At 66.5% G+C, this 13,045-nt stretch carries 15 protein-coding genes; 10 read left to right on the top strand and 5 right to left on the bottom strand.

Features of this window, described 5'->3' with window-relative positions:
• The first annotated feature begins 68 nt into the window (after positions 1-68).
• Positions 69-398 carry a TfoX/Sxy family protein gene (locus ACSQ8Y_RS24205; protein WP_436268954.1) on the top strand — a complete coding sequence of 110 codons (330 nt, stop codon included), beginning with the start codon at positions 69-71 and terminating at the stop codon, positions 396-398.
• 1 nt (position 399) lies between these two features.
• Here ACSQ8Y_RS24205 and yiaA read toward each other — a convergent pair whose 3' ends face one another.
• Positions 400-831 carry an inner membrane protein YiaA gene (yiaA, locus tag ACSQ8Y_RS24200; RefSeq protein WP_436268953.1) on the bottom strand — a complete coding sequence of 144 codons (432 nt, stop codon included), beginning with the start codon at positions 829-831 and terminating at the stop codon, positions 400-402.
• A gap of 62 nt (positions 832-893) precedes the next feature.
• A complete protein-coding gene (locus ACSQ8Y_RS24195) occupies positions 894-1,841 on the bottom strand; it encodes a DUF808 domain-containing protein (RefSeq protein WP_436268952.1) in 948 nt (315 codons plus the stop codon).
• Between the two features lie 194 nt (positions 1,842-2,035).
• Here ACSQ8Y_RS24195 and ACSQ8Y_RS24190 point away from each other — a divergent pair, with 194 nt between their 5' ends.
• Both ACSQ8Y_RS24190 and ACSQ8Y_RS24185 read left to right on the top strand, forming a co-directional pair.
• Entirely contained in the window at positions 2,036-2,692 is a 657-nt protein-coding gene (locus tag ACSQ8Y_RS24190; RefSeq protein WP_436268951.1) for a LysE family transporter, read from the top strand.
• Between the two features lie 114 nt (positions 2,693-2,806).
• The gene (locus tag ACSQ8Y_RS24185) at positions 2,807-4,807 is read left to right on the top strand and encodes a DUF6600 domain-containing protein (RefSeq protein ID WP_436268950.1); all 2,001 of its coding nucleotides are present in this window, start codon (positions 2,807-2,809) and stop codon (positions 4,805-4,807) included.
• A gap of 191 nt (positions 4,808-4,998) precedes the next feature.
• Here ACSQ8Y_RS24185 and ACSQ8Y_RS24180 read toward each other — a convergent pair whose 3' ends face one another.
• A complete protein-coding gene (locus ACSQ8Y_RS24180; protein ID WP_436268949.1) occupies positions 4,999-5,484 on the bottom strand; it encodes a phage regulatory CII family protein in 486 nt (161 codons plus the stop codon).
• Between the two features lie 83 nt (positions 5,485-5,567).
• Here ACSQ8Y_RS24180 and ACSQ8Y_RS24175 point away from each other — a divergent pair, with 83 nt between their 5' ends.
• From ACSQ8Y_RS24175 to ACSQ8Y_RS24160, 4 genes are all read left to right on the top strand, one after another.
• A complete protein-coding gene (locus ACSQ8Y_RS24175) occupies positions 5,568-6,446 on the top strand; it encodes a hypothetical protein (RefSeq protein WP_436268948.1) in 879 nt (292 codons plus the stop codon).
• 1 nt (position 6,447) lies between these two features.
• Positions 6,448-7,227: a DUF2491 family protein gene (locus ACSQ8Y_RS24170; RefSeq protein WP_436268947.1), complete on the top strand. Its 780-nt coding sequence runs from the start codon at positions 6,448-6,450 to the stop codon at positions 7,225-7,227.
• 44 nt (positions 7,228-7,271) lie between these two features.
• The gene (locus tag ACSQ8Y_RS24165; RefSeq protein ID WP_436268946.1) at positions 7,272-8,042 is read left to right on the top strand and encodes a hypothetical protein; all 771 of its coding nucleotides are present in this window, start codon (positions 7,272-7,274) and stop codon (positions 8,040-8,042) included.
• 131 nt (positions 8,043-8,173) lie between these two features.
• Complete coding sequence (locus tag ACSQ8Y_RS24160) at positions 8,174-8,458, top strand: DUF493 family protein (protein WP_436268945.1); 285 nt, start codon at positions 8,174-8,176, stop codon at positions 8,456-8,458.
• Here the strand turns inward: ACSQ8Y_RS24160 and gcvA are convergent.
• Positions 8,451-9,356 carry a transcriptional regulator GcvA gene (gcvA, locus tag ACSQ8Y_RS24155; RefSeq protein ID WP_436268944.1) on the bottom strand — a complete coding sequence of 302 codons (906 nt, stop codon included), beginning with the start codon at positions 9,354-9,356 and terminating at the stop codon, positions 8,451-8,453. The two genes, ACSQ8Y_RS24160 and gcvA, sit on opposite strands and share 8 nt — an antisense overlap.
• Before the next feature lie 115 nt (positions 9,357-9,471).
• On the opposite strand from gcvA, the gene yfcF reads away from it, so the two are divergent.
• From yfcF to lipA, 3 genes are all read left to right on the top strand, one after another.
• Positions 9,472-10,095, top strand: coding sequence for a glutathione transferase (gene yfcF, locus ACSQ8Y_RS24150; RefSeq protein WP_436268943.1), 624 nt, complete (start codon positions 9,472-9,474; stop codon positions 10,093-10,095).
• Positions 10,096-10,159: 64 nt separating this feature from the next.
• Positions 10,160-10,864 carry a lipoyl(octanoyl) transferase LipB gene (lipB, locus tag ACSQ8Y_RS24145; protein ID WP_436268942.1) on the top strand — a complete coding sequence of 235 codons (705 nt, stop codon included), beginning with the start codon at positions 10,160-10,162 and terminating at the stop codon, positions 10,862-10,864.
• Positions 10,865-10,868: 4 nt separating this feature from the next.
• Complete coding sequence (gene lipA / locus ACSQ8Y_RS24140) at positions 10,869-11,855, top strand: lipoyl synthase (protein ID WP_436268941.1); 987 nt, start codon at positions 10,869-10,871, stop codon at positions 11,853-11,855.
• Here the strand turns inward: lipA and ACSQ8Y_RS24135 are convergent.
• Positions 11,852-12,892 carry a 2-dehydropantoate 2-reductase gene (locus ACSQ8Y_RS24135; RefSeq protein WP_436268940.1) on the bottom strand — a complete coding sequence of 347 codons (1,041 nt, stop codon included), beginning with the start codon at positions 12,890-12,892 and terminating at the stop codon, positions 11,852-11,854. The genes lipA and ACSQ8Y_RS24135 overlap by 4 nt on opposite strands.
• Between the last annotated feature and the right edge of the window lie 153 nt (positions 12,893-13,045).

The raw sequence follows: 13,045 nt of genomic DNA, 5'->3' as shown, positions 1-13,045 counted from the left end.
AATGTGGAAAGGTTCCGCCGGCGCGGCAACAGTGCTAGCATGCCGCACAGGCAAAAAGCGGAGGCGGCATGGCATCGCAACAAGGCACGGTGGATTTTCTGGTGGACCAGATGGCGGGCGCGGGTACCCTGGCGGCGCGCAGGATGTTCGGCGAGTGGGCGATCTATTGCGACGGCAAGATGTTCGCGCTGGTGTGCGACGACCAGCTCTTCATCAAGCCCATCGAGGCCATCCGGGCCTGGATAGGCGAACCGGTGGAGGCGCAGCCCTATCCGCAGGCCAAGCCGTGGTTTCTGATCTCCGGGGAGTATTGGGACGACCGGGAATGGCTCACCGAGCTGGCGCGCCGCACGGCGGCGGCGCTGCCGCTGCCGGCGCCGAAGAAAAAGAAGGGCTAGCTCAAGCGTCGCCCGGCTGCGGCGCGGCGTCCTTGGCGCCGCCCGCGCTGTCGCGCACGTTTTTCTGCACCGCCACCGCGGCGAACAGGCTCAGCACGAAGGACATGGCGTAGAAGCCTTTTTCGCTGGGGGCCAGCGTGGCGTTCCACAAGCCCACCGATAACAGCAGCAGCACCAGCAGCAGAGACATCCAGCACAGGCCGAAATACAGATTGGTGACCGGGATGCCCTCCATCCGGTCGCGCACCGACTTCTGCAACGACACGGCGGCGAACAAGCCATAGGCCAGCAGCGTGAAGTAGTAGCCCTTTTCGTTGAGCTGCATGGAGGCGTTCCACAAACCGCTCAGGTAGGTGATGGCGCCGACCAGCAGGGCAGCCCAGGAAGCGCCGACAAAGGCGGCGGTGGGACGTTGCGGCAGGGGTTTGTTCATGAGGCCTCCGTGTGGTGGAAGGGACGCCGGCCGGCGTCCGAAACTGTATCAGACCAGAAATTTCAATGGGACCGTTTGAACAGGCGCAAGAAACGGCCGGCCGCCGTCACGCCCACCAGCACCAGCGCGCCCGCGACCACGCCGGCGATGGCGTCCAGCAGGGACGGCGTGACCGCCTGCAGCGCGCCGCCGACGGTGGGCCAGGCGCCGACGATCTCGGCCGCATGGTGGATCACGTCGTGCGCGGCCGGGATGCCGTGCGTCAGGATGCCGCCGCCGACCATGAACATGGCCAGCGTGCCGGCCACCGACAGGAATTTCATCAGTCTGGGCGCGGCCGCCAGCAGGAAGCCGCCCAGGCCGCGCAGGAAGGCGCCGGCGCCGCGGCGGCGCGTCAGGTAGAGGCCGGCGTCGTCCATCTTGACAATGCCGGCCACGATGCCGTACACGCCTACCGTCATCACGACGGCGATGCCGGCCAGCACCGTGACCTGCTGTGTGAAGGTGGCCTCGGCCACCGTGCCCAGCGCGATGACGATGATTTCGGCCGACAGGATGAAGTCGGTGCGGATGGCGCCCTTGATCTTGTCCTTCTCCATCGCCACCATGTCGACCGTCGGGTCGGCCACGGCGGCGGCCAGTTCGGCGTGGTGCACCTCGTCCTCGTGCTCGCCGTGCAGCAGCTTGTGGGCGATTTTTTCGAAACCTTCGAAGCACAGATAGGCGCCGCCCAGCATCAGCAGTGGCGTGATGGCCCAGGGCGCGAACGCGCTGATGGCCAGCGCGGCCGGCACCAGGATGGCCTTGTTCTTCATCGAACCGACCGCCACCGCCCACACCACGGGCAACTCGCGGTCGGCGCTCACGCCGGCCACTTGCTGCGCGTTCAGCGCCAGGTCGTCGCCCAGCACGCCGGCGGTTTTCTTGGCGGCTACCTTGCTCATGGCGGCCACGTCATCGAGGATGGTGGTGATGTCGTCGATCAATGCCAACAGGCTGGTACCGGCCATCTCAGCGGCCTCCCATGGCGGATTGGCGGCGGCAGAGATGGGCGTGTGTTTTCATGGCGCGAAGAGGCGAAAGTGGAATCAGCATCAATCTTACCGCATAAGCAACTGTCCGCAAGCAATCCGGGAAGCGGTCCCGGGCGGCCGCCCGGCGCCCGCGCTACAATGGCCCTTCCCTCCACGCACCGGAACTCAGCATGCCATTCAGCACCTGGATCACTTTCGTCATTGCCGCTTCCATCATCGCCGTGTCGCCGGGATCGGGCGCGGTGCTGTCGATGTCGCACGGGCTGTCGTATGGCGTGCGCAAGGCCAGCGGCACCATCCTCGGGCTGCAGGCGGGCTTGCTGCTGGTGCTGGCCATCGCCGGCGCCGGAGTCGGTTCCTTGCTGCTGGCATCGGAACTGGCGTTCAACGTGGTGAAAACCGTGGGCGCGCTGTACCTGATCTGGCTCGGCTTCAGCCAATGGCGGGCCAGGGTGCAGGCCGCGCCTGCCGGCGCCGACGCGGGCCCCGCACCGGCGCGCGTGGAACTGCCCTCGCTGCAAAAGCGGATACTGACCGGTTTCCTGACCAATGCCACCAACCCCAAGGGCATCATCTTCATGGTGGCCGTGCTGCCGCAATTCATCGCGCAAGACCGTCCGCTGCTGCCGCAATTGCTGATCCTGGCCGCCACCATGTGCAGCATCGACCTGGTGGTCATGCACAGCTACGCCTTCCTGGCCTCGTCCATGCAGCGCTACTTCCGCGACGCCGCCGCCGTCAAACGCCAGAACCGCGTGTTCGGCGGCCTGCTGATGGCGGTGGGCGCGGCGCTGTTCTTCGTCAAGCGCGGCGGCAGCCAGGCCTGAAAACCGGCGTCGCGGCGCCGTCCGGCGTTCTACAATGTGAAAACATTTGTAACCGCAGTCGTCTGCAAGGCGATTGCAGCGTTAAATGGTTCAATCACACATTGGAGTGCCACCATGCACCGCAAACTTGCACATTTCATCCTGCTGGCCGCGCTGGTCGCCGCCAGCTCGCTGGCCCTGGCCGACGAGGATCCGCCCGCGCGCGTAGGCCGCATTTCCAGCACCCAGGGCCAAGTGACGGTCGAAGCCGACGGCGAGGAAGCCAGCGGCAGCCTGCTGAACTGGCCCGTGGCCAGCGGCAGCCGCATCACCGCCGCGCCCGGCGCGCGGATGGAGTTCCGCGTCGGTTCGGCAGCCGTGCGGCTGGACGGCGATTCCAGCCTGGAAGTCGACGCGCTGGACGACAACAGCCTGCGCCTGCGTCTCAATTACGGCACCGCCAGCGTGCGCCTGCGCAGCGCCGAGCTGCTGGGCGACTTCGAACTGAGCACGCCGCAGGCCCGCGTCACCATGCTCGAGCCGGGCTGGGTGCGGGTGGACAGCGAGCGCCAGCCGGACACCAGTTCGGTCACGGTGCTGGCCGGCGCGGCGCGCGTCGACGGCGCCGGTTCTGAGCTGATACTGCGCGCCGGCAAGCGCGCGCTGGTGTATCCGGACCGCGTCGCCACCGGCGTGGCGCTGCGCGACAGCTTCGACGACTGGGTGCAGGCGCGCGACAAGCGCGACGAGAACTCCCAGTCGCTGCGCTACGTGACGGCCGACGTCACCGGCTACGAAGAACTGGACCAGTACGGCAGCTGGCGCGACAACCCGGAATACGGTCCGCTGTGGTCGCCCCGTTCGGTGCCGGCCGGCTGGGCGCCCTACCGCGACGGCCGCTGGACCTGGCTGGACCCGTGGGGCTGGACCTGGGTCGACGATTTACCGTGGGGCTACGCGCCGTCGCACTACGGTCGCTGGGTGATGCTGGACACGCGCTGGTACTGGGCGCCGGGCCGCTCGACCACGCGCCCCGTGTGGGCGCCGGCCCTGGTGGGCTGGGTTGGCGGCAGCAACTGGAGCGTCGCTTTCGCCGACCGCCGTTCGGGGCCGGGCGTGGGCTGGTATCCGCTGACCCCGCGCGACAGCTTCGTGCCGGGCTACCGCGTCTCGCCCGATTATGAACGCCGCCTCGGCTGGCAACACCACGGCAGCGTGAACTGGAAGCCGCAGCGCGAAGTGCGCCGCGAGGGCGTGACGGTGCTGCCGCGCGAGCAGTTCGATGCGCGCCGCACCGTCAATGTCAACAAGGCGCCGCGTATTTCGCTGGCGCCGAACGATGCGCGCAACGTGCCGCTGTCGACCGCGCCGCTGCCGGTGACGCGCATGTCGCCCGGGGGCGTGGTGCCCGGCCGCGTGATCGAAACCCGGCGCGACCGTGACGACTGGCGCCAGCAGCGCTTTGGCGCGGGCCGCCAGCAAAGTTCGCAAATCCAGACCCAGCCGCAAGCCATGCCGTTCGCGCAGCCGCCAGCCGCCGCCCCGGCGCCGGCCGCCTTGCCGCGTCCGCAGCAAGCCGAACGCGCGCTGCAGCCGGCCGCCGCCGACATGGAGCGCCGCGCGCGCCAGGACAGGGACCGGGAGGATGACCGTGACCGTGACCGTGACCGTGAACGCGATCGCGATCGCGACCGCCGCGACGCCGAGCACCGCGCGAACCGCCAGTCCATCCTGATGCAGCAGGCACAGCCGCAGCCGCCGGCCCAGCATCCGTTCGCGCAGCCGCCGCAGGCAGCGCCGGCCGCCCGGCCGCAGCCGCAAGCCCAGCCTCAGATGCAAGCTCAACCGCAGCCACCGCAGCCACAACCGCAGGGCAACCCCTTCCGGCAGCAACGCGAGGAGCAGCGCGACCATCAGCGTGAACAGCGGGAGCATCAGAGGGAGCAGAGGGAACCGCGCGAAGCGGCCTTCCGCCAGCCGCAGCCGGCACCGCAGCCGGCGCCGCAGGCGGTGGCCCGTCCACAACCTGCGCCCCAGGCCGCTCCGCAGCCGGCGCAGCCGCAACATCAGCAACAGCAACGCGAGGACCGGCGCCAGTCGCGCGACCGTGAAGGGAAAGAGCAAAAAGATCGGTAACAAGGCTGCAATTCAGGCCCGGATTTCGAGCGTCCAGGCCGTCATTTTTGCAGTTCATCTCATTTCGATGGATGCCTGTAGCCGTTTTTTATACAGTGCATCGGTGAATTGTTCCCGACTATTTTTTCTTTTCCCAATTAAAAAATAGGTTTGAGCCGGCCCTCCCAGCCGGCTCTTTTTTTGACGTGCGCCTATTTGCCCTGCGCCAGGTTGCGGATGCGTTCGCGCCATTCGCCCAGCGCCGACAGCGCGTCGTGAAATTCGCGTTCGATCAGGTCCGCTTCGGCCGGTGTAATGTTACCATCCAGTAAAGATTGTGAAACTGCTTCGGCCACGTCGCCAACCTGGCTCATCACGCGGCAGACGGTTTGCGACAGGTCGTCCTGGGCAATCTGGGCCGGAACGGGGACCACGAAGGCGGCCATGCCGTGCCGGGTCAGCATGGCATGCAGAGGCAAGAGGGCGTCCTGCACGCCCGCTTTCTGGCACAGTTCGACGATGGTCGACACCTCTTCGAACGAGGGATAGTGCGACGCGATGGTGGGTGACAATTTGTTACGTAAAACGTTAACTGAAATGCCCATGCATTGCGACAATGCATCTATTCCGCCCGGGTAAGCCCGGGCGACTGTGTAGAGGGCGTCGTGCTGGTTCATGTCGGAGTATTTGCGGGTCATGGTGAAGCTGGTCCTTTATTACCGATGCATTTGATTGTCACCGACATTATGCTGTTATTTATTCAACTTGAGAGGCAGGGGAAATGAACAAATCTCTCCGCACTGCAATTGCGCTTGCTTTATCGATGACGCTGGCCATGAACGGCGCGTATGCCGATACGCGTCCGGCCAAGAGTTCCAGTTCGTTCAAAAGCGGATTCTCGTCGCAAAAGAGTAGCACGGCAAGAAGCGGCAATTCGAGCAGCGGCACGTCGGACAGCGCGGCTGCGCGCGGCGGCAACACCTCGTTCGGTTCCTTCGGCTCGGCCCGCAAGGCGCCGGACGCGGCGGCAGGCTCGGGCAACCAGTCTGCGATGTCGCAGGACTTGTCCCGGCGCCAGGCGCAGGAAAACGCGCTGCGCAGCATGGAAAGCCGGCGCGCGGCGAACGAAGCGCAGCGTCCGTTGCCGCCGCTGGATCCGGTCATGCCGCGCCAGCCCCAGCAGCAGCCGCAATACGGCCAGCAAGGACAGTATGGCAGCCAGCCGCAATATGACAACCGGGGATATGACAATAGAGGTTATGACAACCGCGGCTACGACAACCGTGGCTACGACCGTAACGGCCGCTTGGCGACCGCCGGCGCGGCGGCGGCGGGCGCCGTGCTCGGCTCCATCCTGAGCGCCCCGGCCCATGCCAACCGCGGCCAGGCCCAGGCGCCGGCGCCGGGTAATGTGCCGGCCGACATCGGCGCACTGGGCCCGGTGGACGGCACCGGCGCCGACAGCGCCACGGCCGCCGCCACCGCTACCACGGCCGGCACGGCTGCCGCGCAAGCCGAGCAGGCGCCCAGGCGCGAATCCGGCGGCCTGGGCTGGTTCGGCTGGGCGCTGATGATCGGTCTGGCTTACGTTGGCTGGCGCATCGTCAGCCGTCGCTTCATGAAGCCGAAAGCAGGCCCTAACTACACTTTGGGAGATTGAGATGGGTTGGAAAGATGCAGTTGATTATGTGCGCGGCGCGGCCAGCAAGCGCGGCATGACCGAGGCCCCGGCCGACCAGCAATTGCCGCTGGGCGCGCGGATCGGCAGCGTGGTCAGCCTGCAGCAGTCGCCACTGCTGCGCGCCAGCGCCGCCGGTTCGCTGATACGCATGCCCAACGGCGGCGACACCCGCATCCTGGCAATCGCGCGCATCAAGCTCAACCTGTCCGGCAAGCTGTTCCGCTACTACCTGGACAAGGGCGACGAGGCCGACGAGAAGTTTTTGCAAGTGTATGTGAACGAGCAGGGCGACGTGGCCGAGATCCTGTACTGCACCCAGCTGGCGCGGGTGGTGCCGGAAACGGTGGAGGACCAGGAAGCCTACACCGGCGAGGCCGGCTACGGCCTGGGCGACCGCAGCTACACGCTGTGGCGCGCCCAGCTGGGCGACCACGGCCTGGACCAGCAGGACCTGGACGCGGCCTTCGGCGCCGAGGAAGGGCTGGAGTACCTGCGCGACGCCGGCAACCCGGAGGCGGATTTCGTGCCCCCGTTCGAAGGCACGGAAACCCGCATCGACGACGCCGCCGGCCAGAGCGGGTTGCAGCAGCAGATGTATTTGATGCCCTATGTCCGCGAACTGGACGGGGCGGGCAGGGAGTTTTTGCTGATCACGACGGAAATCCTCCGCAGCGTGAACGGCGACGCAGGAAAACGCGGTATCCATGTCGACTTCGTCATCGGCATACCGGTTGAGCAAGAACGTGTCGTCATCCAATAACGGCACGCACACAGCAGTTTCATCTTAACGAAAGGAAAGACAACATGAGCAACTCGAATGGCTGGGGTTTAACCGCGCGTCTGATCACCAAACACTTCGGCGCCCTGGGCGACCGCGTCTCCGAAGCGATTGCCAATTTCGATCCTGAAACGGCGACCGAGGCCGACCGCGACCGCCTGGCCGACACCCTGCGCGCCACGGCCCAGAAGCTGGCCGCCGCCCGCTCCTCCTTTGAAAAGGAGCATGCCGACGTGGTGAAACTGCAGGAGCTGATCGCCAACGACGAGAAGGCCGCCGAAACGCTGGGCGAGCGCCTGGCCTCGGGCCGCATCTCGGAAGCGACCATCAACCTGTTCTGCGACGAGCTGGAGTCCAACAAGGCCCGTCTGCCGCTGGAGATCCAGGAGCAGGCCGACGCCGAGGAGTACATGAACGAGTTGCAGAAGATCGTCGACGCGCTGTCGCAGCAGCTGGCCGACTTCGACGCCGCCGCCAAAAAAGCGTTGCAGGCGCTGGCCTCGGCCAACGCCCAGCGCGACCTGCAGCAGGTACGCGCCGAGCGCCAGGAGCAGCTGAACGGGCTGAAGGGCCTGCAAGGCAACTCCAGCGCACTGAACGCGTTGACCCGCCGCGCCCAGACCGTCAGCAATGAAGCGGCCGGCATGAAGATCGTGGCCGACATCGGCCAGCGCCCGCACGACCAGGCGGCCGAGTTGGACGCGATCCGCAAGTCCGTCAGCAACCCCGGCGCGGCCGGCGGCGAGTCCGCGCTGGCCCGTTTGCAGCGCCTGTCGGGCAAAACCGCCGCCGCATGACGGTGAGGCCGGTCTTGCCGTAGGGCGGGTTAGCGGGGGGACGTCGAGTCCGGAGCCCGCGTAACCCGCCAGCGCCGCCGATATTGCGACCGCGTTACAATATCGGCTGGCATTCACTATCTGGAATTATCATGGCAACAACGCTCCCGCCGGCCGGCACCGAATCCCTCATCGAGTACCCGAGCGACTTCCCCATCAAGGTGATGGGCCCGACCCACATCGATTTCGCGCCCACCATCCTGGCCCTGGTCGTCAAGCACGACCCGACCTTCCACGCAGGCAAAATGGAAGAGCGGCCGTCCGCCAAGGGCAATTACACCGGCCTGACCGTCACCGTGCGCGCCACCAGCCGTCCCCAGCTGGATGCGCTGTACACCGAGCTGTCGGCGCACCCGATGGTCAAGATCGTCATGTAAGCCGCAGTTCGGCGGCGAAGGCCGCCATCTCGGCCAGCATCCACGTCCGGAACGCCCGTACCTGCGGCTTGTCCGCCGCGCCGGGCGGGCTGACGAAGTAGTAATCGTCCGGGCTGGGCGTGGCGATGTCGAACAGCCGCACCAGCTGCCCGGAAGCAATCTCCTGCATCGCCACCACATGGCGCACCAGCGCCACGCCGTCGCCGTCCACGGCAGAGCGTATCAGCATCGACAAATCCTCGAACATCACGCCACCGGAAGGCTCGGCCAGCGCCAGCCCGGCCGCGCGGAACCACGGCAGCCATGGCTCGTTCGAGCGCAGCAGGGTGGCTTGGGCCAGCTCGGCCGGCGTCCGGGGCAGCGCGCCGCCCCGGTAGGCGGGGCTGGCCGCCGGATAGTAGATGTCGCCCATCAGCCGGTCCACCTTCATGCCCGGATAGCGCCCGCGCCCGAAGCGGATGCCGACGTCGATCGCCTCCCGCTCCAGGTCCTGCATGTGGCCGCTGGCCTGCAACAGCACTTCGATGTCCGGATGCTGCTCGATGAACTGCCCCAGGCGCGGCGCCAGCCAGCGCGCCGCGAACGAAGGAATGGCCGATACCGTCAGCCGCTGCCCGCCCCGGCCCCGGCCCGGCCGCAGCGCGTCGGCCCCGGCGGCGATGTCGTCGAAAGCCTTGGCCAGCACCTGCGCGAATTTCCGCCCGTCCACCGTCACCTTCACGCTGCGGCCCTTGCGCAGGAACAGCGGCGTGCCCAGCTCCTGCTCCAGCGCCCGCACCTGGTGGCTGATGGCGCCGTGCGTCAGATGCAGTTCGTCGGCGGCGCGTGAAAAATTCTCGTGCCGCGCCGCCGCCTCGAAGGCGCGCAGTTGCTGGAAAGTGGGCAGGCGCTCGCGCATATCGTGGGCAGCTCGTTGTGAATGGAATTAGCAAGGACTGCCAAAATATATCGTTATGTGGCCACAACGGCAAGCCTTACCATGTGAGGAACCCTACCAATCGCCGGAGCGCGCCATGAGTCTTACCCTGTACGTCGACAGCCAGTTCACCAGTCCCTACGCCCTGTCCGTGTTCGTCACCCTGAAGGAAAAAGGCCTGGCCTTCGACCTGAAGACGGTCGACCTGGACGCGGGCGCCCAGCTGCAAGCGCCCTTCCGCGACCTGGCGCTGACCGCGCGCGTGCCGGCGCTGGTGCACGACGGCTTCGTGCTGACCGAGTCCAGCGCCATCAGCGAATACCTGGACGAAGTGTTCCCCGCGCCCGAATACCACGCCGTCTACCCGCGCAACGCGCAGCGCCGCGCCCAGGCGCGCCAGATCCAGGCCTGGCTGCGCAGCGACCTGATGCCGATCCGCCAGGAGCGCAGCACCATCACCGTGTTCTACGAACCGGCCACGCAGCCGCTGTCGGCCGAGGCGCGCGCCGCTGCCGACAAGCTGATACGCGCCGCCGGCAAGCTGGTGGACGGCCCCAGCCTGTTCACCCGCTGGTGCGTGGCCGATACCGACCTGGCCATCATGCTGCAGCGCCTGATCAAGAGCGGCGACGAGGTGCCGCAGCGGCTCAAGGACTACGCCGACGCCCAGTGGCAGCGCCCCGCCGTGCAGGACTGGTTGAAGCTGGTGCCGCAAAAATAAGCAAAGCCAGGAAAGTATTTCAGCACTGACTTATAATGGCGGGGATTCCAAACCTGTCCCGCCCATGTCCATAGCCCCGGCGCTGATACGCCACCTCGGTCCAGCCGAGTACGAACCCACCTTCGCGGCCATGCGCGCGTTCACCGACGCGCGCACGCCCGACACGCCCGACGAACTATGGATCGTCGAGCACCCGTCCGTGTTCACGCTGGGCCTGGGTGCCGACCGCGGCCACCTGCTGGCCGCAGCGATGAGCAATGAGGGCAACATCCCCGTGGTGCAGACCGACCGCGGCGGCGAAGTCACCTACCACGGCCCCGGCCAAGTGGTGATCTACCTGATGATGGACCTGCGGCGCAACAAGCCCGGCGGCAAGCTGTACGCCCGCCAGTTCGTCAATAAAATCGAGCAAGCCATCATCAATGTGCTGCAGGCGTATAATCTCGGCGGTGAACGCATCGACGGCGCGCCCGGCATCTACATCGCCGGCGGCCCGAAAAAAGGCGCCAAGATCGCCGCGCTCGGCCTGAAAGTGCGCGGCAACGGCTGCACCTACCACGGGGTGTCGCTGAATGTGGCGATGGACCTGGCCCCGTTCACCTGGATTAACCCTTGCGGCTATTCCGGGCTGGAAACCATCGACATGCGCTCCATGGGGGTGGCAGCGCCGCTCGCCGACGTGCAGCTGGCGCTGGCCAACGAACTGGTACGCGTGCTGGAAAGCGCCGTGCCCGCCGAAGAAACCGTATCTACGACTGTACCAACCTAAGCCTATGACCACCGAGACCCCTTCCAGCACCGCCCCAGCTTACAACCCGAGCGAAAAGCAAAAAGGCGCCAGCAAGACCTCGCGCATCCCGATCAAGATCACGCCGATCGAGCAGATCGAGCGCCTGAAGAAGCCGGACTGGATACGCGTGAAGGCTGCTTCCGCGTCGACCCGCTTCTACGAGATCAAGGACATCCTGCGCGAGAACAAGCTGGTCACCGTGTGCGAAGAGGCGAGCTGCCCGAACATCGGCGAATGCTTCGGCAAGGGCACCGCGACCTTCATGATCATGGGCGACAAGTGCACCCGCCGCTGCCCGTTCTGCGACGTCGGCCACGGCCGCCCGGACCCGCTGGACACCGACGAGCCGCAAAACCTGGCCAACACCATCGCCAAGCTGCGCCTGAGCTACGTGGTGATCACCTCGGTCGACCGCGACGACTTGCGCGACGGCGGCGCCCAGCACTTCGTCGAGTGCATCACCAAGACCAAGGAACTGTCGCCGGCAACACAGATCGAAGTGCTGGTGCCGGACTTCCGCGGCCGCCTGCAGAAGGCGCTGGACCTGTTCGCCAACGGCTTGCCGGACGTGATGAACCACAACCTGGAAACCGTGCCGCGGCTGTACAAGGAAGCGCGTCCGGGTTCGGACTATATGCATTCGCTCAAGCTGCTCAAGGACTTCAAGGCCATGTACCCGGGCGTGAAGACCAAGTCCGGCATCATGGTCGGCCTGGGCGAGACCGACGAGGAAATCCTGCAGGTGATGCGCGACATGCGCGAGCACGACATCGACATGCTGACCATCGGCCAGTACCTGGCGCCGTCCAACAGCCACCTGCCGGTGCGCCGCTACGTGCACCCGGACGTGTTCAAGATGTTCGAAGCGGAAGCCTACAAGATGGGCTTCAAGCACGCCGCCGTCGGCGCCATGGTGCGTTCCTCGTACCACGCCGACGAACAGGCGCACAAGGTGCTGGCGCCTGCCTAAGCGCGCGCCGCCGCCAGGGCGCGGTACATCTCCGCCGCGCTCAGGGATTCCTGCCTGCCCTCTTCCGCCGCAGTGACCAGCTCGGTCATGCGACGGTTGACGGGCGCATCCATTCCCAGCGAGGACGCCAGCGCGGTAATTGCGCCGTTCAGATAATGTACCTCGGTCTTGCGGCCCGCCTGCAAGTCTTCCCACATCGATGAGCGCGCTTCAGGGTCGATCTTCAGCATCGACGCCGCCACCCGCGTGAACAGCGCGTCCGGCAGCCGCAGCAGCAGCGTGAAGGCGCGCGGGCCGACGCTGACTACCTTGGCCGGCGTAATGCCGGCTTTGGCCAATACTGCGCGCCCCTCGTCCACCATCAGCGCCAGCGAGCGGCGGTAGTCGCGCTGACGCAGCTGCGCGGTCAGCGGCACGCCGGACAGGGCGTTGACGGAATTGTTCAGGTTGATCAGCAGCTTGCCCCACTGCACGGACGCGAAATCGGCACACTCGGTGATGGGCAGCTGCGCCGCACTGAACGCGGGCACCCAAGGCCGCAGCGCGGGCGAGGCCTCCGCCATCAGTTCGCCCGCCGTGCCCCGGTGCAAACGGCCGTCCGGCATCTGCACCACGTTGAACGGCACCATGCCGCCCAGTACGGTCCAGCCGGGCAGGATGCGGCGCAGCGTGTCCGCGTTGCCGACACCGTTTTGCAGGCTGAGGATGAGGGCTGAAGGATGGGCGTGGGCCCGGATGGCTTCCGCGGCGGCCGCCGTGTCGGCACTTTTCACGGTGACCAGCACCAGCGCCGCGCTGGCCAGGCTGGCCGGATCGTCCGTGTAGGGAACTTGCGCGCCGCCCAGCGCGGCGACGCGGCCGTGCAGGTCGGTCAGCGTCAGGCCGTGTTCAGCGATGCGCTGGCGCATGCGCGCGCGGCCCAGCAGCGTCACGTCGGTCCCGGCTGCCAGCAGCGCGCCCCCGACGTAGGTACCGATGGAACCGGCGCCAAACACGGCGATCGCACCGGGGCGGGCTGCTGCATACTCGGATTGCATAGCGTGGTCCATATTCGTCCTGAGTGGGGAATCAGGCAACAATATGGACCAGATCCGGCGGCTTGGGAACCGCTTTGCCGAAATCGGCCCTGCTTAGCCCGTTTTTCCTCTGCCGTGCAAGACGGGCACGGATAGAATTGGTATTTTCGCCAC

This window comes from Pseudoduganella sp. LjRoot289, from assembly GCF_964252925.1.
Lineage (GTDB): Bacteria > Pseudomonadota > Gammaproteobacteria > Burkholderiales > Burkholderiaceae_D > Rugamonas.
The sequence above is the reverse complement of the archived record's forward strand: the minus strand, read 5'-3'. Positions and strand labels throughout refer to the sequence as shown.

Excerpts from the sequence above, each read along its gene's own strand:
- gcvA (WP_436268944.1), bottom strand. The coding sequence starts at position 9,356 with ATGCGCGAGCGCCTGCCCACTTTCCAGCAACTGCGCGCCTTCGAGGCG.
- ACSQ8Y_RS24185 (WP_436268950.1), top strand. The coding sequence starts at position 2,807 with ATGCACCGCAAACTTGCACATTTCATCCTGCTGGCCGCGCTGGTCGCC.
- ACSQ8Y_RS24170 (WP_436268947.1), top strand. The coding sequence starts at position 6,448 with ATGGGTTGGAAAGATGCAGTTGATTATGTGCGCGGCGCGGCCAGCAAG.
- ACSQ8Y_RS24160 (WP_436268945.1), top strand. The coding sequence starts at position 8,174 with ATGGCAACAACGCTCCCGCCGGCCGGCACCGAATCCCTCATCGAGTAC.
- lipB (WP_436268942.1), top strand. The coding sequence starts at position 10,160 with ATGTCCATAGCCCCGGCGCTGATACGCCACCTCGGTCCAGCCGAGTAC.
- ACSQ8Y_RS24165 (WP_436268946.1), top strand. The coding sequence starts at position 7,272 with ATGAGCAACTCGAATGGCTGGGGTTTAACCGCGCGTCTGATCACCAAA.
- yiaA (WP_436268953.1), bottom strand. The coding sequence starts at position 831 with ATGAACAAACCCCTGCCGCAACGTCCCACCGCCGCCTTTGTCGGCGCT.
- ACSQ8Y_RS24175 (WP_436268948.1), top strand. The coding sequence starts at position 5,568 with ATGAACAAATCTCTCCGCACTGCAATTGCGCTTGCTTTATCGATGACG.
- ACSQ8Y_RS24180 (WP_436268949.1), bottom strand. The coding sequence starts at position 5,484 with ATGACCCGCAAATACTCCGACATGAACCAGCACGACGCCCTCTACACA.
- ACSQ8Y_RS24135 (WP_436268940.1), bottom strand. The coding sequence starts at position 12,892 with ATGCAATCCGAGTATGCAGCAGCCCGCCCCGGTGCGATCGCCGTGTTT.
- ACSQ8Y_RS24195 (WP_436268952.1), bottom strand. The coding sequence starts at position 1,841 with ATGGCCGGTACCAGCCTGTTGGCATTGATCGACGACATCACCACCATC.
- ACSQ8Y_RS24190 (WP_436268951.1), top strand. The coding sequence starts at position 2,036 with ATGCCATTCAGCACCTGGATCACTTTCGTCATTGCCGCTTCCATCATC.
- ACSQ8Y_RS24205 (WP_436268954.1), top strand. The coding sequence starts at position 69 with ATGGCATCGCAACAAGGCACGGTGGATTTTCTGGTGGACCAGATGGCG.
- lipA (WP_436268941.1), top strand. The coding sequence starts at position 10,869 with ATGACCACCGAGACCCCTTCCAGCACCGCCCCAGCTTACAACCCGAGC.
- yfcF (WP_436268943.1), top strand. The coding sequence starts at position 9,472 with ATGAGTCTTACCCTGTACGTCGACAGCCAGTTCACCAGTCCCTACGCC.